Origin of the sequence: Rhodococcus sp. NyZ502 (assembly GCF_041464245.1) — a bacterium.
In the GTDB taxonomy this organism is placed as follows: domain Bacteria; phylum Actinomycetota; class Actinomycetes; order Mycobacteriales; family Mycobacteriaceae; genus Rhodococcus_F; species Rhodococcus_F qingshengii.
Genome location: NZ_CP167155.1, coordinates 1455127 through 1479592, shown reverse-complemented (window position 1 = coordinate 1479592; position 24466 = coordinate 1455127). Strand labels below are relative to the sequence as shown.

At 62.0% G+C, this 24466-nt stretch carries 27 protein-coding genes; 18 read left to right on the top strand and 9 right to left on the bottom strand.

Annotated features, from left to right (window positions below; translation table 11 throughout):
- Positions 1-119 precede the first annotated feature (119 nt).
- Positions 120-1316: an FAD-binding oxidoreductase gene (locus ACBG85_RS06930; protein WP_070160640.1), complete on the top strand. Its 1197-nt coding sequence runs from the start codon at positions 120-122 to the stop codon at positions 1314-1316.
- A 16-nt stretch (positions 1317-1332) separates the two neighbouring features.
- Positions 1333-2079 (top strand): FAD-binding oxidoreductase, encoded by a 747-nt coding sequence (locus ACBG85_RS06925; protein ID WP_003944435.1) that lies wholly within the window; start codon positions 1333-1335, stop codon positions 2077-2079.
- 3 nt (positions 2080-2082) lie between these two features.
- Here ACBG85_RS06925 and ACBG85_RS06920 read toward each other — a convergent pair whose 3' ends face one another.
- The gene (locus tag ACBG85_RS06920) at positions 2083-3243 is read right to left on the bottom strand and encodes a globin domain-containing protein (protein ID WP_003944359.1); all 1161 of its coding nucleotides are present in this window, start codon (positions 3241-3243) and stop codon (positions 2083-2085) included.
- A gap of 235 nt (positions 3244-3478) precedes the next feature.
- Between ACBG85_RS06920 and ACBG85_RS06915 the strand changes: the two genes are divergently transcribed.
- On the top strand, positions 3479-4666 hold the full coding sequence (locus ACBG85_RS06915; protein WP_042924169.1) for a nitric oxide synthase oxygenase: 1188 nt from the start codon (positions 3479-3481) through the stop codon (positions 4664-4666).
- A gap of 6 nt (positions 4667-4672) precedes the next feature.
- Here ACBG85_RS06915 and ACBG85_RS06910 read toward each other — a convergent pair whose 3' ends face one another.
- Both ACBG85_RS06910 and ACBG85_RS06905 read right to left on the bottom strand, forming a co-directional pair.
- Positions 4673-6058 (bottom strand): citrate:proton symporter, encoded by a 1386-nt coding sequence (locus ACBG85_RS06910; RefSeq protein WP_165639201.1) that lies wholly within the window; start codon positions 6056-6058, stop codon positions 4673-4675.
- Positions 6059-6151: 93 nt separating this feature from the next.
- Positions 6152-7159, bottom strand: coding sequence for a tripartite tricarboxylate transporter substrate-binding protein (locus ACBG85_RS06905; RefSeq protein ID WP_242692640.1), 1008 nt, complete (start codon positions 7157-7159; stop codon positions 6152-6154).
- A 157-nt stretch (positions 7160-7316) separates the two neighbouring features.
- On the opposite strand from ACBG85_RS06905, the gene ACBG85_RS06900 reads away from it, so the two are divergent.
- Both ACBG85_RS06900 and ACBG85_RS06895 read left to right on the top strand, forming a co-directional pair.
- Positions 7317-8969: an ATP-binding protein gene (locus tag ACBG85_RS06900; protein WP_228401992.1), complete on the top strand. Its 1653-nt coding sequence runs from the start codon at positions 7317-7319 to the stop codon at positions 8967-8969.
- Complete coding sequence (locus ACBG85_RS06895; RefSeq protein ID WP_003944308.1) at positions 8966-9649, top strand: response regulator; 684 nt, start codon at positions 8966-8968, stop codon at positions 9647-9649. Before ACBG85_RS06900 ends, ACBG85_RS06895 begins: the two co-directional genes overlap by 4 nt.
- 24 nt (positions 9650-9673) lie before the next feature.
- Here the strand turns inward: ACBG85_RS06895 and ACBG85_RS06890 are convergent, their stop codons facing one another.
- Positions 9674-11248: an AMP-binding protein gene (locus ACBG85_RS06890; RefSeq protein WP_039972740.1), complete on the bottom strand. Its 1575-nt coding sequence runs from the start codon at positions 11246-11248 to the stop codon at positions 9674-9676.
- Positions 11249-11470: 222 nt separating this feature from the next.
- On the opposite strand from ACBG85_RS06890, the gene ACBG85_RS06885 reads away from it, so the two are divergent.
- The 6 genes from ACBG85_RS06885 (at position 11471) to ACBG85_RS06860 (ending at position 16579) form a co-directional block, all read left to right on the top strand.
- Positions 11471-12016: a hypothetical protein gene (locus tag ACBG85_RS06885; RefSeq protein WP_003944299.1), complete on the top strand. Its 546-nt coding sequence runs from the start codon at positions 11471-11473 to the stop codon at positions 12014-12016.
- A 126-nt stretch (positions 12017-12142) separates the two neighbouring features.
- Positions 12143-13339 carry a Rieske 2Fe-2S domain-containing protein gene (locus ACBG85_RS06880; RefSeq protein ID WP_372026679.1) on the top strand — a complete coding sequence of 399 codons (1197 nt, stop codon included), beginning with the start codon at positions 12143-12145 and terminating at the stop codon, positions 13337-13339.
- Between the two features lie 51 nt (positions 13340-13390).
- A complete protein-coding gene (locus tag ACBG85_RS06875) occupies positions 13391-14572 on the top strand; it encodes an acyl-CoA dehydrogenase family protein (protein ID WP_019749417.1) in 1182 nt (393 codons plus the stop codon).
- 39 nt (positions 14573-14611) lie between these two features.
- The gene (gene bphC / locus ACBG85_RS06870; protein ID WP_314676582.1) at positions 14612-15523 is read left to right on the top strand and encodes a biphenyl-2,3-diol 1,2-dioxygenase; all 912 of its coding nucleotides are present in this window, start codon (positions 14612-14614) and stop codon (positions 15521-15523) included.
- Positions 15524-15532: 9 nt separating this feature from the next.
- Positions 15533-15748: a hypothetical protein gene (locus ACBG85_RS06865; protein WP_372026674.1), complete on the top strand. Its 216-nt coding sequence runs from the start codon at positions 15533-15535 to the stop codon at positions 15746-15748.
- 48 nt (positions 15749-15796) lie between these two features.
- Positions 15797-16579 (top strand): IclR family transcriptional regulator, encoded by a 783-nt coding sequence (locus ACBG85_RS06860; protein WP_007726735.1) that lies wholly within the window; start codon positions 15797-15799, stop codon positions 16577-16579.
- A 1-nt stretch (position 16580) separates the two neighbouring features.
- On the opposite strand, the gene ACBG85_RS06855 is transcribed toward ACBG85_RS06860, so the two are convergent.
- Positions 16581-17282 carry a PadR family transcriptional regulator gene (locus ACBG85_RS06855; protein WP_081557518.1) on the bottom strand — a complete coding sequence of 234 codons (702 nt, stop codon included), beginning with the start codon at positions 17280-17282 and terminating at the stop codon, positions 16581-16583.
- A 241-nt stretch (positions 17283-17523) separates the two neighbouring features.
- Here ACBG85_RS06855 and ACBG85_RS06850 point away from each other — a divergent pair, with 241 nt between their 5' ends.
- The 3 genes from ACBG85_RS06850 to ACBG85_RS06840 all read left to right on the top strand — a co-directional run bounded on the left by ACBG85_RS06850 (position 17524) and on the right by ACBG85_RS06840 (position 18768).
- On the top strand, positions 17524-18024 hold the full coding sequence (locus ACBG85_RS06850; RefSeq protein ID WP_276117142.1) for a flavin reductase family protein: 501 nt from the start codon (positions 17524-17526) through the stop codon (positions 18022-18024).
- Positions 18025-18136: 112 nt separating this feature from the next.
- Positions 18137-18523 carry a nuclear transport factor 2 family protein gene (locus ACBG85_RS06845; protein WP_003944423.1) on the top strand — a complete coding sequence of 129 codons (387 nt, stop codon included), beginning with the start codon at positions 18137-18139 and terminating at the stop codon, positions 18521-18523.
- Positions 18523-18768 (top strand): hypothetical protein, encoded by a 246-nt coding sequence (locus ACBG85_RS06840; RefSeq protein ID WP_003944366.1) that lies wholly within the window; start codon positions 18523-18525, stop codon positions 18766-18768. The genes ACBG85_RS06845 and ACBG85_RS06840 overlap by 1 nt, the downstream gene beginning before the upstream one ends.
- Here the strand turns inward: ACBG85_RS06840 and ACBG85_RS06835 are convergent.
- Both ACBG85_RS06835 and ACBG85_RS06830 read right to left on the bottom strand, forming a co-directional pair.
- The gene (locus ACBG85_RS06835; protein ID WP_007726729.1) at positions 18741-19226 is read right to left on the bottom strand and encodes a flavodoxin family protein; all 486 of its coding nucleotides are present in this window, start codon (positions 19224-19226) and stop codon (positions 18741-18743) included. The two genes, ACBG85_RS06840 and ACBG85_RS06835, sit on opposite strands and share 28 nt — an antisense overlap.
- Complete coding sequence (locus ACBG85_RS06830) at positions 19223-19423, bottom strand: hypothetical protein (protein ID WP_054825584.1); 201 nt, start codon at positions 19421-19423, stop codon at positions 19223-19225. The genes ACBG85_RS06835 and ACBG85_RS06830 overlap by 4 nt, the downstream gene beginning before the upstream one ends.
- A gap of 92 nt (positions 19424-19515) precedes the next feature.
- Here ACBG85_RS06830 and ACBG85_RS06825 point away from each other — a divergent pair, with 92 nt between their 5' ends.
- A complete protein-coding gene (locus ACBG85_RS06825; protein ID WP_037131485.1) occupies positions 19516-19950 on the top strand; it encodes a nucleotidyltransferase domain-containing protein in 435 nt (144 codons plus the stop codon).
- Positions 19947-20624: an AAA family ATPase gene (locus ACBG85_RS06820; RefSeq protein WP_075832510.1), complete on the top strand. Its 678-nt coding sequence runs from the start codon at positions 19947-19949 to the stop codon at positions 20622-20624. The genes ACBG85_RS06825 and ACBG85_RS06820 overlap by 4 nt, the downstream gene beginning before the upstream one ends.
- Here ACBG85_RS06820 and ACBG85_RS06815 read toward each other — a convergent pair.
- Positions 20602-21222, bottom strand: coding sequence for a TetR/AcrR family transcriptional regulator (locus ACBG85_RS06815; RefSeq protein ID WP_039972697.1), 621 nt, complete (start codon positions 21220-21222; stop codon positions 20602-20604). The genes ACBG85_RS06820 and ACBG85_RS06815 overlap by 23 nt on opposite strands.
- A 91-nt stretch (positions 21223-21313) precedes the next feature.
- Between ACBG85_RS06815 and ACBG85_RS06810 the strand changes: the two genes are divergently transcribed.
- Positions 21314-22684, top strand: a complete 1371-nt coding sequence (locus ACBG85_RS06810) for a cytochrome P450 (RefSeq protein ID WP_007726721.1) — start codon at positions 21314-21316, stop codon at positions 22682-22684.
- A gap of 72 nt (positions 22685-22756) precedes the next feature.
- On the top strand, positions 22757-22999 hold the full coding sequence (locus tag ACBG85_RS06805; protein WP_042452212.1) for a hypothetical protein: 243 nt from the start codon (positions 22757-22759) through the stop codon (positions 22997-22999).
- A 57-nt stretch (positions 23000-23056) separates the two neighbouring features.
- On the opposite strand, the gene ACBG85_RS06800 is transcribed toward ACBG85_RS06805, so the two are convergent.
- Complete coding sequence (locus ACBG85_RS06800; protein ID WP_372026660.1) at positions 23057-24244, bottom strand: DICT sensory domain-containing protein; 1188 nt, start codon at positions 24242-24244, stop codon at positions 23057-23059.
- Positions 24245-24466 lie beyond the last annotated feature (222 nt).

The following is a 24466-nucleotide window of genomic DNA, read 5'->3' as shown; positions in this document are numbered from 1 at the left end:
AATATGCTCAACGCGGACAAACTTGAGTCTATTCCGCTCAAGTTTGTTTTCGCCAGGCCGAGTTGGTTTCGTAGGTCACATTTTCAGCCGTACTAGAATTGTGGCGAGAGTTGCAGCTGGTGCGAAAGGGGGATGGATTGGATCCGACAGTGATCGCCCGTCTGCAATCCAGCCTCGATTCTCTGACCGACGACGAAGAGAGCCGTGCGCACTTCTCGGCAGTGTTCTACACCGGCCTCTTTGCGGAACATCCTCTGTACCGCTCATTGTTCCCCGCCGGGATGGAATCGCAGGGCCACCGTTTCTTCAGAGCCATCGAGTTCGTCGTGAAGAATCTGCCCCAGCATCGCCGAATCCGGAAGTTCCTCACCCAACTCGGCCGCGACCACCGTCGCTACGGCGTCGAGCGTGAGCACTACGAGGCCGCCGGCGTCGCTCTGAAGCGTGCGGTTCGGTCGATGTACGGCACGAGCGCGCACAGCCGCTACAAGTGGACGCCGGAGCTGGACGAGGCCTGGTCTCAGTTCACCGACCTCGTCGTCAGCACGATGGCCGACGGCGCCGAATCCGATACGACCCCGGCGCTCTGGGGCGCAACCGTGGTCAGCCACGAACGAGTCCTCGACGATCTGGCGATTGTGCGCCTCGAAGCCGACCCACCCATTCCGTACGGGGCGGGGCAATACGTAGGTGTTCAGATTCCCCAGCGCCCGAAAATGTGGAGGTATTACTCACCGGCGATTCCGACCAACCCTTTCGGTCAGCTCGAGTTCCACATCCGCAAGGTGTCGGGAGGATGGGTCAGCCCCGCGATCGTCAGCGAGACCAACGTCGGTGACCGCTGGGTCATGTCCACTCCCCTCGGCGGTCTCGAGGTCGACTTCACAAGCGACCGTGACGTTCTCATGATCGGGTCCGGCACCGGTATCGCTCCACTGCGGGCACAGGTGATGGAAATGTCTCAACGCGCGCACAACCCGCGCGTGCACCTGTTCGTCGGCGGCCGCTATCCGTGCGATCTCTACGACCTCGAAACCCTCTGGCACATCTCGCTCAGCAACCCGTGGTTGACCGTCGTGCCGGTTTCCGAAGAACCCGAAAACCCTTGGTGGCACAACGGACCGGTGCTCGAACCACCGTTCGGAATGCACAGCCGGCTGATCGGACCGATCGGAAAAGTGGTCGCGCAGTTCGGTTCGTGGGCCGACCGTCAGGTGCAGATCTCGGGGTCACCGTCGATGATCAAGACAACCGTCTACGCCTTGCGTGCCGGCGGAACTCCGCTCGACCAGATCCGGCACGACCCGCTCTACTGACTACAGGAGAACTTTCATGGCCCAGCGAACCTGGTCGAGCACAGTCGTCGAACATCACCGTCTCCGTGAGGATCTGGCGGTTGTTCGTCTTGTCGGCGACGTCGTCCCGTTCCGACCCGGCCAGTACGTCGACGTCAGCGTCCCGCAGAATTCGCGGTTGCTCCGTCGACTCTCCCCCGCACTGCCTCCCTCACACGACGGGAAGTTGGAGTTTCACGTCAAGACGGTTCCCGGCGGTTGGGTCAGCGGTTCGATAGTCAAGGACACCCAGCCTGGTGACGTCTGGCAGATCCTCGACCCGCGCGGCAACCTGTCCGTCGACGAGAACGGCCCCACCGTCATCATGGTCGCGGGCGGAACCGGTTTGGCCCCACTCCGGTCGATCATTCTCGATCTGGCTCAGACCCCGAACCCGCCGCAGGTGTACCTCTTCTTCGGTGGCCGAACGCTTCGTGATCTCTACGCTGCGGACATGCTGTGGCTGCTCGCCGACCAGTTTCCGTGGTTGCAGCCCATTCCTGTCGTCGAAGATCTCTCCGACGGCGGCCCGCCCGACGGATGGTTCGACCGGTTGAACGTCGACATCGGATTCGGCGACGATCATCTCATCGAAGGCACGCTCGCCGACGTCGTCGCGTCGTACGGTGCGTTCACCGAACATCAGGTCCTGGTGTGCGGATCGGCGGCCATGGTTCGGTCGACGCGTGATCGATTGATCGAGGCCGGAACGCCGGCCGAGGTCATTCAGTTCGATCCGTACTGACGGTCAGTACGTCGGGTCGTTGCGAACGGTGTCGACGTCGATGCCCACTGCGCGAAGCCTGAATTTGGTGCTGTTGACCATGGATTCGCTGCCGACGACCTGGATGTCGTAGCCCGCCCAGTCCCCGAACGAGGTCACGACCTTACCGACCTTGCCGACGATGCGCCGCTTCATGCCGATCGGCGGCAGTGGCTCCGCTTCGGTGTGCCACCACGGATTCTCGTCTTCTTCGGAGACCGGGATGATCGTGAGCCACGGGTACTTCTCTGCCAGCTTCCACAGATGCGGAAGGTCGTAGAGATCGCACGGATGCTGTCCGGAGTAGAACAGTTGGACCTTGCGGGTGTTGCCGCGTCGGATCAGCTCGAGTATCTGAGCGCGCAGCGGAGCCACTCCGGTTCCCGACGCGATCATCAAAAGGTCCTTGGAGTTCTCCGGAATCCCCAAGGCGCCGATGGGCGAACCGACCACCCAGGTGTCACCGACAGCGGTCTGGTTCACCATGACCGGGCTGACCCACCCGCCGGTGACCTGGCGGATGTGGAACTCGAGGATTCCGGTCCCGTCGTACGGCGTGGCCGGAGAGAGGTAGCGCCACATCCGTGGCCTCGCGGCGACCTGCACGCTGACGTACTGACCGGCGCGGTACTCCATCGTCTGGTCGAGTTGCAGCCGCACGACGGCGACGCCCTTGATGACCGGGCGGCATTCGATGACCGTGGCACTCCACGCGGGCGGACCGTCTTCCGCGTTGGCGGCATCCATCATCGCCGCCGAGATGATCGCGAGCGCGTTACGCCACGCGCTGTCGACCTCGTCGGTCCACATTTCGGCGCCACCGAAGGTCTCGAGTGCTTCGATCAAGGCATTGCCGACTGCCGTGTAGTGCTCGTCGGTGACGCCGTACTTACGGTGATCGCGGCCGAGCTGTGCGAGGTACTCGAGTATCGCGTCGGACTCGTCGAGGCGTTCGACGACGTGAGCGATAGCGCTGACAAGCCGGTCACGCTGCACATCCATCGCTGCCGGAAAGAACTCCCGGGTTTCGGGCGATCGAGCGAACAGGATCGAATAGAAGGTACGGGCGAGCCGTTCCGGACCATCTTCTACCGCAGCGACGGATTTGAAGCTCGACCGGACCAGAGAGATTGCTTGCGAATCCACGCTCATCCTCGTCCCGACTAGACGCGGCAAGACCCGCCGCGGAATTTCGTCTGCAGCTTATGTCACAAATGTCTGACTCGTAAATCATTCTGGACAAGTGTCACAATGCGACCCCATTTCGCGGTGTGACCGTCCCTTTCTTATTCTTGCGTGCAAGATAAACAAGAGCTTCGACACTCTCGATCGCCGAGCTAACGTTCAGCGAAATCTCAACCAGCCAAACAGGAGTCGTGCCGTGGATTTTGTTCGACAGGACGAATTGCCCACCGATAGCGGGCTTACGTCCCAGATCGCCTCCACTACCCCGACGCTGACCGAGCTTCAACGTCGGGAACTCGAGTGCGTCGAATTTTTCGACTCTCCGGAACTGGGACACCTCCCGACGTCTCGGCGGCGTGAGGCCTTGCGTGAACTTCATCGGACCGGCACCTACACGCACACAGCGGAGGAATTGCTCGTCGGCGCCAAACTCGCGTGGCGAAACCACGCCAGGTGCGTCGGTCGCGCGCATTGGCGGACCCTCAAACTCATCGACGCGCGCGATGCCGTCACGGCTTCCGCTCTCGCCGAAGCATGCTGGGAGCACCTGCGACTGTCGACCAACGGCGGCGCTCTGCAGTCGGTCGTGACGGTCGGACCACTCCCCCGCGAGGACGGTCAGGAGTACCGAATCCTCAGCCCGCAACTGATCCGCTACGCCGGCTACCGGCAGCCTGACGGCACCATCCTGGGCGACCCGTGGCACGTCGATCTGACTGCTCAGGTCACCGCGATGGGGTGGAAGGGCGCCGGTACGCCGTTCGACGTTCTCCCCGTACTGATTTCGGTTCCCGACGAACCCCTGCAATACTTCGACGTCCCGACCGACCTGGTTCTCGAGGTCGAGATCGAGCACCCCGAATACAGCTGGTTCGCTGATCTGGGGCTTAAATGGCATGCCGTCCCTGCGGTCTCGGACATGAACCTCGACATCGGCGGAATCGTCTACCCCTGCACGCCGTTCAGCGGTTGGTACGTCAGCACCGAGGTAGGCGCACGCAACTTCAGCGACACCGATCGCTACAACATGTTACCCACCATCGGAGCGATGATGGAGCTCGACATGAGCCACGACCGCACGCTCTGGAAGGACCGCGCACTGGTCGAACTGAACCGTGCAGTTATCCACAGCTACCGCAAGGCCGGCGTCATCATGGTCGACCATCACACTGTCGCAAAGCAATTCATCGATCACATCGCGCGTGAGGACAAGGCCGGGCGCAAGTGCCCGACCGACTGGTCATGGGTGAACCCGCCCATGTCCAGCTCGCTCACGCCGACGTTCCACCGCTTGTACGACGAGCCCGATCTCGACATCCGGCCCAATTTCGTGACAAAAAAGAAGAAGGGCACCGACCAAGGCCGGTGCCCCTTCCACAACTGATCGCGCTCAGAAGGGGATCTGCCCCAATCCGACGCCGACCACGAGCATCGTGATCGAGATCAGGCCCGCTCGCCACAGAACCTTCTTGTGGTGATCCGCCAGAGAAACACCGGCGAGTGTGACCAGTAGCAGGATCGCCGGGACCAGCGGGCTCTGCATGTGCACGGCCTGCCCGGTGATCGAGGCGCGCGCCATCTCCACCGGCTCGATGCCGTACTGCGCTGCAGTCTCGGACAGCACCGGCAGCACACCGAAGTAGAACGCGTCGTTGGTCATGAAGAACGTGAGCGGGATACTCAGGACGCCCGTGATGACGGCGAGGTGCGGGCCCATCGCGTCGGGGATGACCTGAAGCAGCCACTCTGCCATCGCCTCGACCATGCCGGTTCCCTGGAAAACGCCGGTCAGCACCGCTGCTGCCAGCACCATCGCGACCACCGAGACGATGCTCGACGAATGGCGTGCGATTGCTTCACCCTGATCCTTGACCGCCGGGAAGTTCACCGCGAGGGCGATCGACGACGCGATCATGAACAGCACCGGGATGGGCAGGATGTCCATCACGAGTACGACGAGAAGGATCGTCGTCAGCGCAGCGTTGAACCAGAGCAATTTCGGCCGCAAGGTGTCTCGCTTGGGGTCGAGGCCGTCGATGAATCGTCCGGTGTCGCCGCCGTCGCCCTCGGAGTCGTTCGAGCCGCCGGTGCCGGCGCTACCGGTGCTGGAACTTCCACCGTTTCCGACCTTTTCGAGGATGCGCTCAGAAGTCAGGACCAAAGTCCCGATCCTGCGGCGCTCCATGATCCCGAGGTGAATCGCGAATCCGAGCACCATGATCAGGCCGACGATCAACGACGGCACCATCGGCACGAACACGTCGGAGGGTGAGAGTCCCAGCGCGCTCGCGGCCCGGACGGTCGGGCCGCCCCACGGAATGATGTTCATCGTCGCGTTGGACAGGCCGGCGATCACCGTCAGAACGACGGGACTGACACCGAGTTTGAGGTAGAGCGGAAGCAGCGCCGAGGTCACGATGATGAAGGTCGTCGAACCGTCTCCGTCCAGCGAGACCACCATCGCGAGCACTGCGGTTCCGACCACGAGCCTCATCGGATCGTCTCGCACCATCCGCAGGATGAGCTTGACCAGCGGATCGAAGAGGCCGACGTCGATCATGATTCCGAAGAAGATGATCGCGAAGAACAACAGCGCCGCGGTGGGTGCGAGCGACTTGATGCCGTCGGTGATCATGTCGCCGATTCCGAGGCCGGCCCCGGCAAGTAGTCCGAAGGCCACCGGAACCAGAGTCAGTCCCACCACCGGGGTCGCGCGTTTGGTGAGAATCAGGAACATGAACACCGCAACCATGAGGAAGCCGAGTGTGACGAGCATGATGAACTCCTTTAGTGCTGAATTGCCGAGAAAAACGGCACGGCAAATCGAGCCGGTGACCTTCGTGGAGGTGAAACGAAACTTCGGTAGTGCTCAGTTGATGCCGGGCGGATCGAGTGTTGCGTCGACGAACCGGGATTGATCGGTGAGGAATGCGGAGAACTCGGGTTCGGTGAGAACTGCACTGTTCCAACCGTTTCGGCGAGACAGCTCGTTCCAGCGCGGGCTTGCCGCCAGATCCCGCACCAAATTCTGCAAGTGCTGACGCTGATCGTCCGTCAGGCCCGGCGGCGCCATGAGACCCCGCCAATTGGTGAACGTGACGTCGACGCCAGACTCCGCCATCGTGGGCGCATCCACCGCCGGGGTACGGGCCGGCGAACTGACCGCAAGGACCCGAACCGTGCCTGCCGCAATCTGATCGAGGTATTCACCGATACCGGTGGCGGCTACGTCGACCTGCCTCGTGAGCAGTGCGGGAAGCAGTTCGCCGCCGCCGTCGTAGATGCGGTACGGGGAGCGCGACGGATCGACGCCGACCGCCCGTGCGAACAGAAGGCGGAACAACCCGTCCGGTCCACCTTCACTCGAACCACCGCCGATCGAGATCGACGACGGATCCGCCACCCAGGCCTGCGTCAGATCGGCGAGAGTTTTGTACGGTGAATCTGCTGCAACCAGTAACGCTTCCGGTTCTTCGACGAGTCTCGCAATCGGTGTCACGTCGGCAAGTGTGTGCTCGGACGGCAGTATCTCGAGCGAACCGAGAACTCCGAGCCCCATGACCATGAGTAGGTCGGGATTCCCGCTTTCGAGAGCCAACCGGTTGAGTCCGACGATGCCACCCGATCCGGGCAGCACAACGACGTCGGCGTCGACGGTCCCTTCGTCGGCCAGTGCTTGCACCATGGTCCGGGCGGTCAGGTCGTAACCACCACCGGCCACCGAGGGCACCAGCACGCGCAGTTCTTCGGAACTCTCACCCGCTCGGCCACCGGCGACGAAGGACTCGACCGGAGTGCATCCGGTCGAGAGCACGAGAGTCATCGCGCAGGCACCGAGCAGGGCGATATGCCTGCTCAGCCGCTTCGATGTGCTCATGGCTTCGTCCTTGTCTGCCGGTACCGATGTGTGAACAGGTTTCATACTGACGCACTTTGTGACTGGGGTCACCATTGGGAAAGCAAATTGATTTGTGCTCATTGTGCTCACGAACGGCCGCTTTCCCGGCATCGAACTGAAGGCTAGGGTCTGGCTGGTGTCCTCAGGAAACGAGCAGGCGGAGCGAGAGAGCAAGTCGTCTCTGTTTGCCCGGCTGTTTCGCCGCCGGCACACTCTGGCGACACAACTTCTCGAACTGCAACTTCTGATCGTCGTTGCAGTTCTCGTGTGCGTCACCGCCCTCTCCCTCGCGCAGTCGTCCGCGAGTTTCCAACGCGAGGAGGGACGTCGCGCACTCTCGGCAGCGGAATCGCTCGCAGCCAATCCGGCAGTACGCGAGCTACTCCCCCAGGCGCAGACCCGTCTCCGCTCCGGACTACAAGGTTCGGTCGACTCGGTACGCGCCATCTCGGGCGTCACCTACGTCTCGCTTGCCGACGCCGACGGCAGTGTCGTCATTTCGACGCGTCCCGGTGATGTCGGCATCGACGCACGTCAGACGGAGGATCGGTCGTGGACGGGTTTGGTCGACACGCCCTCCGGCAAGGCCGTGGAGGCGCACGTTCCGATTCTCGGCAGCGAAGGAGCGATTACCGGAACCGCGATCGTCGGCATCGAGTACCCCTCGATCTGGACACGGCTGCTGCAGTCTGCACCGAATCTCCTGGTATACCTCGCGGTGGCATCCCTTCTCGGCGGCGTCGGGTCGATCCTGTTGGCCCGCAGGGTAAAACGGCAAACCCTCGGCATGGAAGCCGGCGAGATCCTGGATCTGGTTCGCCAACGTGAGGCGATGCTGCGTGGCCTCAAGGAAGGTGTCATCGCATTCGACGCGCAGGGAAAGGTGGTGCTGATGAGCGACAGTGCCCACCAACTCCTCGACATCCCACGCGGCAGCGCCGGTAGATCGGTGCGGGACCTCGGTCTCGACGACCGCCTCCAGAGTGTACTGACCTCCGGCACAACCGAATCCGATCAGTTGGTTCTTGTCGGCGATCGCCTGCTCGTCCTCAACACCGTCTTGATCGAATCGAAAGGCCGCACCATCGGGTCGGTCACCACTTTCCGCGACCGCACCGAATTGCGCTCCGTGGAAGAAGAACTCGACGTGACCAAAACCAGCACCGACGCACTACGCGCCCACATCCACGAGTTCGACAATCAACTGCACACCATCTCCGGCCTCATCCAGCTCGGCGAATACGACGAGGTGGTCGGCTACGTCGAGGGTCTGACCATGGAGCGCGCGCAGGTCAGCGCGACCGTGACCGAGAAGATCGCCGACGTCGGCACCGCCGCACTCGTGATCGCCAAGATAGGTGCTGCTGCACAGGGGTTGGTCACGGTCGAGCTGGCGGCGGACACACATCTGGAGACGGTGGACCGCAGACTCGGACGAGATCTCGTGACAGTGGTCGGAAACCTCGTCGACAATGCCGTCGACGCCGTCGGTGAGATGCCGGAAGCCGCGCGCCGCAAGGTTCGGTTGTCGATTCGGGGCCGTGGCACCGCGGTCGAAGTGCGGGTCGAGGACGCCGGCCCCGGTATCGCGCCGGAGAATCGCGACAGGGTGTTCGGCCAGGGTTGGAGCACCAAGGGACAATCGAGTGACGGACACGGTTTCGGTTTGGCGCTGGTGCGCCTGACGTGTCGTCGGCGGGGCGGCGACGTCACCGTGAGCACTCGTTCGGCAGAGGACATCGAGTGGACTGTCTTCAGCGCAGTCCTACACGACGGAGAGGGCGCATGATCCGGGTACTGGTGGTCGACGACGACTTCATGGTGGCGAAGGTGCACAGCGGATTCGTCTCACGGATAGACGGTTTCGAAGTGTGCGGCGTTGCCCATTCGGCCGAGACCGCACTGGCCGCAGTCGGTGAGTTGCAACCCGACCTGGTGCTTCTCGACGTCCACCTGCCCGGCACCACCGGACTCGATCTGATCGCCCCGTTTCGCGAGCTGGCACCGGAGCTGGATGTTCTTGTCATCACTAGTGAGCGCGAGGCCGGCTCGGTCAAGAAAGCGCTGCGCAGCGGCGTCGTGCATTACCTGATGAAGCCCTTCACGTTCGAGGTTCTCCGTGAGCGTCTCGAGCGTTACCGATCGACATATGCGAATCTCGACAGCTCCGGCGAAGCAGAACAGGAGGCGGTGGACGAGGCTTTCGGCGTGGCAGGTGGCGCGACAACGGCGTCGTCCCTCAAGGGTCTACCGAAAGGACTCAGCCCTGAGACCCTTCAGCTGGTCGAGGCAGCACTACGAGACGAAACCGAACCCGCCTCGGCCACAGACATTTCCGAGAGGGTCGGCATCTCACGCGCGAGCGCGAGGCGCTACCTCGAATACCTCTACGAAACCGGGCGGTCCACCACTTCGCTGAAATACGGAGTGGTGGGCCGCCCGGAACGTCGTTACGTCTGGAAACGCTGACCCTTCGCTACACGACGCTGGTTCCTAGACCGCGCGGGCGCTGGTCTCCCAGTACCGCGCGCGCAGCGCCTTCTTGTCCAGCTTGCCCAGCGGTGTCAGCGGGAGTGATTCCACGAAGTCGATGCTCTTGGGAGCGTGAACCGAACCCTTGGCTGCCTTCACCTTGTCGACCAGTTCCTCGGTGTCGACGGTCAGTCCGGCACGAAGTACGACACAGGCCTTGACGGCTTCGCCCCACTTGTCGTCCGGCACACCGACTACCGCCACCGACGCGACGGACGGATGCGCCGAGATCACGTCTTCGATTTCGCGGGGGAACACGTTGAAACCACCGGTCACGATCATGTCCTTCTTGCGATCGACGATGGACATGAACCCGTCCTTGTCCTTGCGCGCGATGTCGCCGGTGTGCAGCCAACCACCCCGGAACGCCTCGGCGGTTTCGGCCGGCTTCTTCCAGTAGCCCTTCATGATCAGCGGGCCACGGACGCAGATCTCACCGAGTTCTCCCTGCGGCACCTCGTTGAGGTCGTCGTCGAGCAACCGGACGTCGAGCCACGGCACCGGACGCCCACACGTGGCGAGGCGGGCCGGATCGTCGGCGAGGTGTTCTTCCTTGCGCAGCACCGAGATAGTCATGCCGCACTCGGTCTGACCGTAGAACTGGAAGAAGATCTGACCGAACTTCTTGATGCCCTCCTGCAGTCTGGCGGGAGACATCGCGGACGCTCCGTAAAACAGCGTCTGCAAACTCGAGACGTCCCGCTTGGGCAGATCGGGGTGGTCCATGAGCATGTAGATCATGGTGGGCACCAACATGGTTGCCGTGATCTTGTGCTTCTCGATCGCTTCGAGCACAGCACCTGGCTCGAAGGCAGGCAGGACGATCAACGCACCGCCGCGCAGCAAGGTCGGGATGAAGAACGCTGCACCTGCGTGTGAGAGTGGCGTGCAGATGAGGAAGCGGTTGTCCTCGGGCCACTGCCACTCCGACATCTGGATCTGATTGAGCGCAGCACCCGAACGGAAGGATCCGACAACACCTTTGGGCTTGCCGGTCGTTCCACCGGTGTACACCATGCTGCTGGCGTCTTCGGCGTCGACGTGCGCTGCCTTCAGCGGCGCGGGCTCGAACGTGGCAGCCAGCGCGAGGATGTCGATTCCCACCTCGGACGGCCCCATCGAGAGCACGTTGGTCAACGAGGGTGACGACGCCTTCAACTCGGCGGCACGCTCTTCGAAGGCATTGGGATCGAAGATCAGCGTCTCGATCTCGGCGTCGTCGACGATGTACTTGTGGTCGTCGAGCGATCCCATCGGGTTCAAGGCGCTCGCCCGGCAGCCGGTGATCATGGTCGCGCCCATACTGATCAGAACCTCGGGGCGATTCTTCGACAGCATCGCGGTGCTGGTGCCCTGAGTGATTCCCAAAGACGCGAGCGCCTGGGCGAAGCAGCTGATCTGATCGCGCATCTGACCGCCGGTGAGGATCACGTCGCCGAGGTACAGCGCGGGCTTGTCGTGATTGCGTTCCAGAGCGGTGATGAGCAGGTCCGGACCGTATACCGGTCGGTGCAGGTCAGCGAACTCGTCTGTCATCTGGTCTTCCTTCTGCTCGGCGCGTGCAGTCATCGAGATGTGCTCCCGGTCACGGATACGATATCCAGAATTGCACAAAACTGGAACAGGTTCCACCTCTTCGATCGAATCCGAGAATGCTCCCGATCAGCGGGAAGCCCGTCGTCACCCGCGAGAGCGGTGGTTAGCGTCGATGTACCCACCGAGACGACAGCGTCTCGGTCGCGTCCAACGGAGAGTGTCATGACTACCAACCTCGGTACCGCCCACTTCACGGCAACTGCTCCGCGTACTGCCACCACGCTCCTCTCCGATTTCGACTCGTTGTACGGCACCGTGCGCTCGGCACCCGACGGGGCCGTCGTCGAGCAGGACGTCGTGTTCTTCGGACGCCCCGATCCCGGCGCACTGCTCACCGGATCCGTGAGGGCGCTGAGTTCGACACTCGAGCGGATCACCGAATACCACGACCAGACCGGGCATCTGGTGGCCGAGGTCTTCGTCCGGGAAGCCCCGACAGCGGGTACCGGAACCGATTCCGTTGCCGCCCTTGCTGATTTCGCTGCTCGTCGTTACGGCTCGGCGTCACTACGACGCTTCCGCGGACGTTGCACCGCGACTTCCACGGGAACAGATCTGCACTGCTCCGTGACAGTGCTCGCGACGTACGAGAAGGACCACGAGAGCGTGGCCGACGTAGCTCTGGTCGCCACCGATCCCGCTGGGGTCGTCACCGCCCGCGCTTGGGCGACTTACGCGATCGACGATGTGGCGACACTCGCGAGCTGAATCTCTGCAGGTCACCGAGTAGGCGTTCCATCCAGCGGGAACTGCCGTATCTCCAGCGGACGCTTCGTCGTTGTATGAGACGGATCACATCACTGGAGCGTCGCAAGACGCGGCTCGGAGGAAGACATGGCACTCGGAACCGGCCCACTCACCACTACGGACGCCTCGACGCAGTCGGGCGCCGGCGAGGAAATTCGAGAAATCGAAGCGGCAGCGCCCCCGGCGCGGTTCGCGCGTGGATGGCACTGCCTCGGACTGAGCAATACCTATCGCGACGGTCAGCCCCACCAGATCGAGGCATTCGGCACCAGCCTTGTCGTCTTCGCTGACAGCAAGGGCGACATCAAGATTCTCGACGCCTACTGCCGCCACATGGGTGGCAACCTCGCTCACGGAACCGTCAAGGGCGATTCGATCGCCTGCCCGTTCCACGACTGGCGTTGGGGCGGTAACGGAAAATGTACGGCGATCCCCTACGCACGACGCGTTCCGCCGCTGGCCAAGACGCGGGCGTGGACCACACTCGAGAAGAACGGTCAGCTGTTCGTCTGGCACGATCCCCAGGGAAATCCCCCGCCCGCCGAGGTCACGATTCCCGACATCGAGGGCTTCGGAAGCGATGAGTGGAGCGACTGGAGCTGGAACACGCTCACCATCGAAGGCTCTCATTGCCGCGAGATCGTGGACAACGTCGTGGACATGGCCCACTTCTTCTACGTTCACTACTCGTTCCCCAAGTACTTCAAGAACATCTTCGAAGGTCACGTCGCGAGCCAGTACATGGAATCGGTGGGACGCGAGGACGTCATCAGCGGCACCAACTACGGCGATCCCAACGCTGTGCTCCGTTCGGATGCTTCATATTTCGGACCGTCGTACATGATCGACTGGATCAAGAGCGAAGCCAACGGGCAGATCATCGAAACTGTATTGATCAACTGCCACTACCCCATCTCGAACAATGCCTTCGTGTTGCAGTACGGCGCGATGGTCAAGAAGCTTCCCGGTATGGACGACGAGTCCACTGCCGCGATGGCCGCGCAGTTCACCGAGGGCGTCGAGATGGGATTCCTTCAGGACGTGGAGATCTGGAAGAACAAGGCCCCGATCGACAACCCGCTGCTCTCCGAGGAGGACGGCCCGGTTTACCAGTTGCGTCGCTGGTACAACCAGTTCTACACCGACGTCGAGAATGTCACGGAAGACATGACGAAGCGCTTCGAATTCGAGATCGACACCACCCGCGCAGTGGAGAGCTGGAAGCGGGAAGTCGCCGAAAACGTTGCCGCACGCGACGCCCAGGCACTCGAGACAACCTCCTGATCTGCAGTCGAAAACACTGCTGAGACAACCAGACTGGATGCAAGGAACAACATGACGTACGAAGTGCTCGAACAGATCAACGCGATGGCCGACGACATCTTCGCCGAAGGCATCGAGGCCGAGCGGATCGGCCGGGTGGCCGACGACACCGCCAAGAAGATGAAGGCAATCGGTTCCATCCGCATGCTGCAACCCAAGGAGCATGGCGGCATGGAGGCGCATCCGCGCGAATTCGCCGAAACCGTCATGCGCATGGCTTCACTGAACCCGTCGGCCGGCTGGGTCCACGGGATCGTCGGAGTTCACCCGTGGCAACTCGCTTTCGCAGATCCCAAGGTGCAGCAGGAGATCTGGGGATCCGATCCCGACACCTGGATGGCATCGCCGTACATGCCCGGCGGTATGTGCATCCCCACCGACGGCGGCTACAAGTTCTCCGGTCGCTGGCAGTTCTCCTCCGGTACCGACCATTGCGACTGGGCATTCCTCGGCGCGATGGCGTGTGACAAGGACGGCAACATGGAGATGCCGCCGCGCATGCTCCATGTGATCATTCCGCGCACCGACTACGAGATCATCGAAGACTCGTGGGATGTCATGGGACTTCGCGGCACCGGCTCCAAGGATCTCGTAGTCAAGGATGCGTATGTCCCCGATTACCGCGTCATGGACTGCGACGAGGTCATCGACGGCACGGCAGTGCGCAAGTACGGGCGCACCGAGACGCTGTACCTCATGCCGTGGTCGAACATGTTCCCCCTCGGAATCACCGCCGCCACGATCGGCATCTGCGAGGGAATGCTCTTCCACGCTAACGAGTACCAAGCCGATCGCATCAACGCGCAGGGTACGGCGGTCAAGGACGACCCGTACACCTTGTTCGCCATCGGTCAGGCAACCGCCGACATCCGGGCTGCGCGCGACACCCTGCTTGCCAACGTCGACCGCATGTGGGATCGCGTGGACGCAGGCAAGGAAGTGACCTTCGAGCAGCGCGCGGAAGGACGTCAGACTCAGGTGCAGGCCGCCTGGCGCGCCATCAACGCAATCGATCAGGTCTACCCACGCTGCGGTGGCAACGCACTGCGGATGGACAAGCCGCTTCAGCGATTCTGGCGCGATGCTCACGCTGGACAGCATCACGCAATTCACGTGCCGGGCACCGTTTTCCACGCCGCATCACTGAGCCGTCTCGGCGCAGACCCGCAGGGTCCGCTGCGGGCGATGATCTGATCAGACTTCGACACAAGAAATCGACAGGAACAGAACACGATGACACACACCGACATCAAGGGACTTGGCTACGTCAAGATCTCGACCAACGACATGGCACGTTGGCGCACTTTCGCTTTCGATGTTCTCGGCTTCGCCAAGGGCAGTGGGCCGGACGAGAACGCCCTCTACCTACGACTCGACGAGCGTGCTGCTCGCATCGTCGTCGTCGAGGGTGAGCGCGACGAGATCGTCAACATCGGTTGGGAGGTCGCCGACCACGCCGCACTGCGCCGCGTTCAGGAAGCACTCGAAAAGAACGGCACCGAGGTCGAGCAGCTTTCGCTCGCCGAAGCAGATGCTCGACGGGTCGAAGAGGTCATCGCCTTCACCGATCCCGGCGGAGCAGCCATCGAGGTCTTCCACGGAGCGATCCTCGACCACAGCCCCGTGGTGACGCCCTTCGGCGCTCGATTCGTCACCGGCGCACAGGGTCTCGGCCACGTCGTACTCCCCGTCATGGACAGTGCTGCGAGCTTCGACTTCTACACCGAGGTGCTCGGCTTCTACCCGCGCGGCGCCTTCCGCCTGCCGGCCCCGCCTGAATTCGGGCCGCTGCGAATCCGTTTCATGGGCGTCAACGAGCGTCACCACAGCTTGGCCCTGTGCCCGGCACCGCACGGCGGCGCACCCGGCCTGATTCACATCATGGTCGAGGTGGACACCCTCGACGCCGTCGGCCAGGCACTCGACCGCGTGATGAAGGACGGATTCTCCGTGTCGTCGACCCTGGGTCGTCACACCAACGACAAGATGATCTCCTTCTACGTCCGCGCACCCGGCGGCTGGGACATCGAGTTCGGCACCGAGGGCGCGAGGGTGGATCAGGACTCGTACTCCTCCGAGGAGATCACCGCTGACAGCTACTGGGGCCACGACTGGTCCGGAAGCGAACCACTGGCAGCTATGTAGTACCCGCCGATGGCGATGCAATACCTGCCGGTGGCGATGCAATACCTGCCGGTGGCGATGCAGTACCTGCCGGTGGCGATGCAATACCTGCCAGTAGTAAACCGACGAGGGGGCTTGCGCGAGCATTCGCGCAAGCCCCCTCGTCGTTTCCACTGTGACGCGCCCGAAAACAGACCGGTGATCCACTTCACAAATCCGCAACTCTATGACACTATTTCTAATTGAAATAGCCAGTTCACTGGTTGTGGAGCTCTAAGAGAAGTGAGGTACACGATGACACTGCAGGCTGTGGATGCTTTAGGCGCCGATTCGGCCCCGACAGCAATTCTCGATCGCGTCTCGCTGGTTCTCGACGCCTTCGACGGTCCCGGCAGGTTGACGCTCGCTCAAGTCGTTCGGAGCACGGGCCTTCCCCGCTCGTCTGCCCACCGCATGCTCGAACGTCTCGTCTCGATGCGTTGGCTGCGTCGCGACGGCCGCGATTACGAACTCGGTATGCGCCTCGTCGAACTGGGATCGCTCGCGGTTCATCAGGACCGCCTCCACGCTGCAGCCATGCCTCTTCTCCACGAGCTCTACCGCGTCACCGGATTCGTGGTTCACCTCGGCATCCTCGACGGGCCCGATGTGGTCTACATGGAGAAGATCGGCGGACGCCTCGCCGCCGCAGTGCCGACGCGTGTCGGTGGTCGACGCCGCGCCGAGACCACTGCGATCGGTCAGGCACTACTCGCGTTCGGTTCGCCGAAGTCCTCGGGCTACGCACTGCCCCACCTCGCCAGAATCCGCGAGTCCGGGGTGGCCTTCGAATCCGGAAACGGCCTACCGGGATTCAGCTGTCTTGCGGCACCGATCGGCCCCATCGGCCGCGCCGTCGCCGCGGTATCCATCTGCGCGCCGTCGAAGGCCCTCCGCCTCGACCACGTCAGCGCAGCGCCGGTCCGTATGGCGGCCGCTGCCATTTGGCGAGGCATCGACGGCGGATCGCTGAGCGTCACTCCGACTTTGCAACGTCGTCATCTGCTGCGCAACATGCCGACCGCAGCCGGGGCCTGACTCAGATACTCGAACCGTTGCCGGTGAGCCCGGCTTGCTCGAGCGCCAACACGTACTCCTCGACGTTCTTCCATCTGCCAGGCGTCGAGGGCAACGGTGATCCCAGTCGGTCGTGCTCGGCGACGTTCGCGAACTCGGCGGTCGCACGATCGATGTCGTCGAGCAGTTCGCGAGCAAGTTCGATCTCGGCTCGGAAGTACCGTTCCGACCATCGCAACGTCATGACCGGGAACGACCAGGCCGGCTCGTTCTCGGCATGATCTGCGTGGAGTTTCGCGCGTCGAATCTGCTCTTCGACATTGGCGATGTGGGCTTCCACCAGCGCCTTCAGTCGCTCGGGCTCGTTGAGGTGTCCCATCCACAGACGCAACATCACACCGTGCTTGAGCACCGGAACTTCCACCGGTGCCTCCCGTGACCACGTCCGGACGGCGTCGGTTCCTGACTGCGTAATGGAGTAAAGGCGCTTGCCTCGCACCCCTGGTTCGGAGACGACCCGGGACTCCACGAACCCGATGCTTTCGAGCTTCTTCAGTTCTGCGTACACCTGGCTGATGGACGGGCTCCAGTAGAAGAAGCCGACGCTCCAGTCAGCCCACTTCTTCAAATCGTTTCCGGTCAATTCCTCCCCGAACGTCAGCATCCCGAGCACTGCCCAGCTGGTAGCGGGAAGTCCTCGGGACACGTCATCAGGTTCGGACATGCCCGAAGTCTAACAATCACTGGTCATTTGCTGGTTTCGTAGAATCCGAACGGACCGCTGAGCGGGATCAAATTTGCCCGAGACCCCTCCACCTGACACTCGGTCGGTCCTGACCCGTGCCGAGAAGCCATTGCTGCCATTGAGTGGGACTGCCGCTGGATTACGGCCGCGGCGCCACACATCGTTGCTTCCGAAGGCTGTTTGCAGAGTTTTGGACAAAAGATTTGAACAAGGAGACGACATGACCGTGGAAAACGCCGAGCCGCCAGTTCTGGACGGACGCACACTTCGCAACGTGATGAGCAATTTCTGCACCGGCGTCACCGTCATCACCGCTCACGATGGAAGTTCACCCCTCGGCTTCACCTGCCAGTCCCTGGTCTCGGTATCGCTTGATCCCCCGTTGCTCTCGTTCTGCCCGGCGAAGACGTCGACAAGTTGGCCGAAGCTTCGCGAAACGGGAACTCTCTGCATCAATGTTCTCGCCCACGATCAGCAGGACATGTGTTCGGCGTTCGCGCGCGGCGGGACGGACAAGTTCCTCGGCGTCGAGTGGGATGCCGCCGGCAACGGTGCTCCGGCGCTGAGCGGCGCGCTCGCCCGCATCGAAGCAACGGTCGAGCAGGAGCACGACGCCGGTGATCACACCATCGTCGTCGCACGCATCACCGATCTGAACGTGCTGCGCCACGACGGTCCGCTTCTGTTCTATCGCGGCGGGTTCGGACGCTTCGACGCCTGAGTGCTCAGGCTGTCCCGCTGCGTGGGAGATGCCGGCGCCGAATCGAGCCCGCACCGATAGCGTCCGAAGTAGTTGTCAGACCCTGAACTTCTCGACTGATCGGACTAACTCGATGACCACTCTCGAACCAGACACCACGGCCGCGATCACGGCGACGGTTACCACCTACCTCGACGCCGTGGCTCGCGGATCGTCAGCGGACATCGCCGCCCTCTACGCCGAGAACGCGACGCTCGAAGACCCGGTCGGCAGCGAACCCCGCGTCGGCAAGGCCGCGATCACCGAGTTCTACGGCGCTCTCGAGGGAGGTTCGCAAGAGACGGAACTGCTTACCTTGCGGGTGAGCGGATCCAGCGCGGCCTTCCACTTCCGCGTCGTCACACCGGTGGGCGATCAGGTCTACGAGGTCGAACCGATCGACGTCATGACTTTCGACGAGGACGCCAAGATCACGAGCATGCGCGCCTTCTGGTCACCGGCCGATCTGATTGCACGCTGATGCGTCAGGTCAGTTGCCGCAACTGCGGAAATCGCGTCCTCGTCGAGAAGTACAGCGAAGCGCACACCAGCGTCCAATGGCTCGAAGAGTCGCAGGAAGTGTGCCCGGAGTTGGGTCGCGTGAACAGCCGTGCCAACGCTCAACGGACGTGTGGCGCTCTGCGCCAGACGATCAACGACCTTGCCGACGCCGGTGAGCTGGAGATGAGCCTGCGCAGCTACCCGGTGCCGGGCAAGCTGTCCTGAACGCTTCCGCGTAGCATTTCGGCGAACATGCGCGCCGATTCCAAGTCGTCGGCGTTCGGCCGCCCCTTCCGGATACCGCCGAACGGCTTGAACGGGAGATAGGTATCCCACGCACGGGACGAGAAGGCTGCGACCACATCGAAGCCCTTCTGTTCGAGCAACTGAACCAGTGGACGCGAGAAGCGATGAATCCCCTTGTCAGGAAAACCACTGGTGGCGAAGACAAAAGCCTTGGATCGCCGTTCTTCGGGGAGTGCCTCGACGAACGAGCGTAAATCTGCGTGGTACGAGCGTAGGTAGATGCCGGAGCCGAACCCCACCAGGTCGTAGTCGGCGAGCTGCGCGGCGTCGATGTCACCGGGCTCGACCACGCGAGCATCGAGAACTTCTCCGATGACGTCGGCGATCAGCTTCGTATTGCCATGGGAGACAGAGGTACACACGATGATCGTCTTCATTGATTTCTTTCTTTCGTCGCAGCGTCTCCGGTGCTCTCTTCATTTGCGCGTACGTAGATCCAAGTGATGAATCCACCGCACATTGCAAAGATCACGGCGACAATCGAATACGTGTCGAGGGGAAATCCAGTCCAGATCAAGCCTGCAACAAGAACCATCGCACCAACAGCCAGACCCGCCGATACTTCCTTGGACATACGCATCCCTCCCCTGGCTTGTCACCGACAGTTCCAGGATAGAGGCCCCGGCGAAGCTACGGAGAAGGGTGGCGATGGGGAATGATGCCGGTATGTCAGCAAGGTTGAAGGGACGAAGACGTGCGGTGAACGCGCTGCTCGTCGACGTCGAACGATGGGCCGCTGAGCACGATGACGTCAAAGCTGTAGCGCTGGTCGGGTCCTACGCGCGCGGCGCGGAGCGTATGGCGAGTGATCTTGATCTGATGATCCTGGCCGACGACGCGAACGCGCTCGCAAATGAAGACTGGTTCGACCGGCTCCGCCCCGACGCGCGATTCATCAGAGCCGCCAACTGGGGGCCAGTCCGAGAACGACGCTTCCGCCTACGGTCCGGTCTTCTCGTCGAACTGAATTTCGCGAGCGAGAGCTGGGCCGACCTTCCGCTCGACGCGGGCACTCGACGCGTCCTCGAAGACGGCCACCGAATCCTGTACGACACCGGGCCTCTTCGCGTCGCTACGAGCGCGGGAAGAACTGCTCGATGAGCACCAAGACGGTCTTCGAGACCTTGGCCGCCGAAATAAACGCGCTGCGCGGCTCTCCCGTCGTCGCGATCGACGGCGTCGACGGGAGCGGCAAGACGACATTCACGAAAAGTCTTGCAGCACAGCTGAATGAACGCCCCGCCATTGTGATTCACGTCGACGACTTCCTCAATCCGCCGGAGATTCGCCATCGCAGAGGTCGGCTGTCACCGGAAGGCTTCTGGCTCGACAGCTACGACTACGACGCCCTCGAGCGTCATGTTCTCGCCCCTCTGAGACCGGGAGGTGACCGCGAGTACCGACCACGACGGGACAGCGACGCGTACTTGCATGCAGCCGACGGAGCCGTGGTCCTCGTCGAGGGACTCTTTCTGCATCGGGACGAATTTGCTTCCCGATGGGACTATTCGATCTTTCTCGACGTGCCCTTCGAGATCACCGCCGAGCGAATGAACCTTCGCGACGGAACGAACGCGGATCCGGAACACCCGTCGATGAACCGTTATGTCGGCGGCCAACGTCTGTACTTCGCGGCTGCAGAGCCCTGGACCCGCGCGGACAGTGTCATCGACAATTCAGACCCGAAACTGCCTCGAATCACGACACATGCCGCCCACTGGAGTTGGCAGTCCGCATCGCCGGCCCCGCGTTTCATCGGTGCGCTGTGGATGTGAATTGGAAGGTTGCGGCATCCACGATCTCAGCGGGCGTGATGTCGATTTCGCCGTTGAGCCAGGCCGTCACCAATTCGGCCAGGCCGCCCACGAACAGTAATCCGTTGATCTCACCCTGATGGGGAGGCCAAGCTCGATCGCCGTACAAGAGCGCAGCCTCGTCGGCCACCATCTGCGCGAACCCACGCAGCGCTCCCCGCCTGTGAGTGCGCAGCGGCTCGTAAGCCACCGACTCGACCATCGCGACACGCCCTTTTCGAGGATCGTCCGTCAGGATGTTGACGAACGAAGCAATGGCGCTCCGCACGCGCTCCTCCCGTGTCCCATCGGTCGTTCGGAGTGCAGCCATTCCGGCCACGCGCACCTCGTCGACGATTCCGTCGAAAACCTGCTGGAGGAGTTCGTCCCTGCTGGTGAAACTCTCGTAGAAATATCGCTCTGTCAGCTTGGCATGCGCACAGATGGCGGTCATGGTGGCACCCTGCCTGCCCGCGGCTGCAAACACGTCCAGTCCTGCTGCGAGCAAGCTTTCACGCCGAAGCGCGGCCCGCTGCTCACCACTCAGACCGGCATATCGACGGGGTGTGGGAGAAGCCATGAGTCGATCTTGACAGACAACGCGACTGTGACGCAGACTACCCCCATCTGACAGGCGCCACTGTCAGATGCAAACGGAAGGCAGGTACGTGATGTCGAAAATCCTGGCCGCTCCACCCATCCGGTCGCAGTTGCGTCCCATCTCAGGCAATTCGGGACTACCCGGAATAGGGCAAACTTTCGAATACATCCGCGACCCTCTCGCTCTGATGCAAAAACGCTGGGATCGTTACGGCGAGGTCTCGTGGTTCTCGATGGCCGGTAGACGGTGGGTCGCAGCCCTCGGACCCGACGCATGCCAAGAAGTTCTCCAGAACAAGGACCGCGCTTTTGTCAACAGCGACGGTTGGTCAGTGCTCATCGGCCCCTTCTTCCACGGGGGTCTGATGCTTCTCGACTCCGAAGAGCACCTACGACAACGACGCATCATGCAACAAGCCTTCACGAGATCGCGTCTCGAAAAGACCGTGGACGTGCTGAATCCCGCGATCGCCTCCGCGCTCGACGCCTGGACTCCGTCCGATGGCTTCCGCGCCTACACCGCTCTCAAAGCTCTCACACTCAACCTCGCGACCGACATCTTCATGGGCGGCGCGGAAGGGACCACTGACAACGAAATCGACTCTGTGAAAAAAGCTTTCGTCGATTGCGTGCAAGCTGCAACCTCGGTGATCCGTTATCGAGTTCCCGGCACCAGATGGAAGCGCGGCCTCGACGGGCGCCGAACCCTCGAAAACTTCTTCCGCCGCTACCTACCTGCGCGCCGTTCACGCGAAACCGACGACCTGTTTTCCGTTCTCTGTCACATCGAATCAGACACCGGACAGCGCTTCAGCGACGGCGAGGTGATCGACCACATGATCTTCCTGCTGATGGCCGCACATGACACCTCCACCATCACCATCTCGACAATGATGCAATATCTCGGCCAGAATCCTCAGTGGCAGAACAGATGTCGGGCGGAATCACTCGCACTGAGTACGTCGACGCCGAGCTATGCCGAACTCGACCAACTCGCAGGCTTGGACCTGGTGATGAAAGAATGCCTCCGACTCGTCGCTCCCGTGCCGGTCATGGCTCGCCGAGCGGTGTGTGACACCCAGATTCAGGACCACTTCGTACCCGCTGGGACCTACGTGTCAGTGGTGCCACATTTCACTCACCACATGCCGCAGTACTGGCCCGACCCCGAACATTTCGATCCCGAACGTTTCGCGGACCACCGACGTGAAGACAAGGTGCACCGGTATGCCTGGGAACCGTTCGGTGGAGGCGTGCACAAATGCCTCGGCATGCACTTCGCCGGCGTCGAAATCAAAGCGATCATGCACCACCTGCTCACACGCTTCGATTGGCAGGTCGCGCCCGGCTACACCGCCCCTCTCAACTACATGTCCTTGCCGTTCCCCTCCGACGGACAGCCGATCGATCTGAAACCACTCACGACTTCTCATGACCGGTAGCGACCGAACCGACGTCAAGATCAACCCGCACATGACTACCGGCACAGACGCTTTCGAAATCCAGAGGAAAACATGAGCACTCGGCCCGCCCGAAACCGGCATGCACGCGCTGCTCCGAAACCAGAGGTCGTCGCAGCGGCGGAGTTCCTACTCGCAGAATCCGACGCCCATGTCTTCCGTCGCCGCTATCTCGAACTGCTCACCCACACCACAGCGCCGGATGGCGCAACCGTCACGGACTACACGGTGGCCGAAAGGTATCTACTCAACTCTGCAGCAAAGAGACGTGCTGCGCGGCGCCCGGCCACTCCTTAGCCACGATCGCCGGTCGGGCAGCGCTCGCGGCGAACGTCGAGAACATCGGTACGGGGTTCACGAATTCGTCGTGGGGTAACGACGAAGAATAGAGTGCGCTGCCTGGGTGACGGTGGTGCGATCGTAGGTTTGCACGAAGTCGAAGGTCCGCTCGAGGTCTGGACCGTTGTCATGAAGATCTCGCGCCGACAGCATCGCCGCATGGTGTGGTCCCAGAGTGACGACCGTCCACTCGTTGACGAGATCATCACCCGGGTCGAGCGGTGCGTGTTGAACTTTACCGTCGAGCATCACGGACAGTCCGACACCGTAGACACCGGCAAACCCTACGGTGTTGGCGAGGTGACGCCACCGTGCTGTTGTGGATGCGGTGAAATGCTCGGCTTGTTGAAAGGTGCCCAGAACAAGCATCGAGGAACCCGATGTGGCGGCTTGCGCTTCGAGGGACTTGCTCAGTTGGATCAACAGACGCTTGGTACCGCGCCGGATCCGGCTGTGAGCAGACACGATCGAGTAGGGAGTGCCCACCTCGGGGATGGGATCACTCCACACCGGACTGTCGGGCATCGCGACGACCGGTTCGGACAACAGTGAACTCGGATCGTCGACTGCGGGATACAACTCACCCGTTCCGTATGTGGCTCCGATGGTGATTGCGGCAAGACGGGACGATTCCGAGTCGACACCCTCGGCAAGGATAATCGCGTTCGATCGCTCGACGTAGGCGCCGAGCGCGTGCACCGTCGTTCCGACTTCGAAATATGCTGCCTTGGAAAGTAATTCAGCGGAAGTGATAATGATGTCGGGTTCGACCAAAGACAGAAGTGTCGCCGAGTGCCTGTCGATGCCGACGCCGTCGAGTGCAATCAGACGCCCGCCCGCGCGGGCTTCTCTGATCACTGCCAGAGAGTTGTGGGGATCGGTAAGCACCGATGCGCTGTCAACCGTGATGACGATCCGTTGCAGATTTCTCGTCGCTCCTTCGACACCAGGAGCGTTCAGAGCTGCTCGGGAAGCCGAGTCGACTGCCACCAGCAACGGCAGGCGATCCGCGACGGTGCATGCGAGTGCAGTACGGGACATGGCCAGTTTGTGACTGTCGAATTCCGAGCGTTGCTGCATCAATTGCGAGGCGCGACGAAGGGCATGCGCCGAACACAGAGAGGAATTGTCAGGCCCACGCAATTGCAACTCGGCGCCTGCAAGTGCGTGGTCGTCGAGGCGGCGTATCGGTGCGAACTGCATGCTTACTTCCAGACCAATCACATCGGAGAACTGGGTGATCGGAGAATTCAACGATGTCGAACCGTTGCTGGTGTCATACGCCATGGTGTGGCTCTTCACTACGAGTCGGGACCACCAAGCGTTCATGCGGCCGGACGCGTCGATGGCAGCGCCGGCTGCTCGACACCGAACGAGACTACCGCAAATCTCGGCGCAACCCGGTGACGACAACCTGACCCCGCG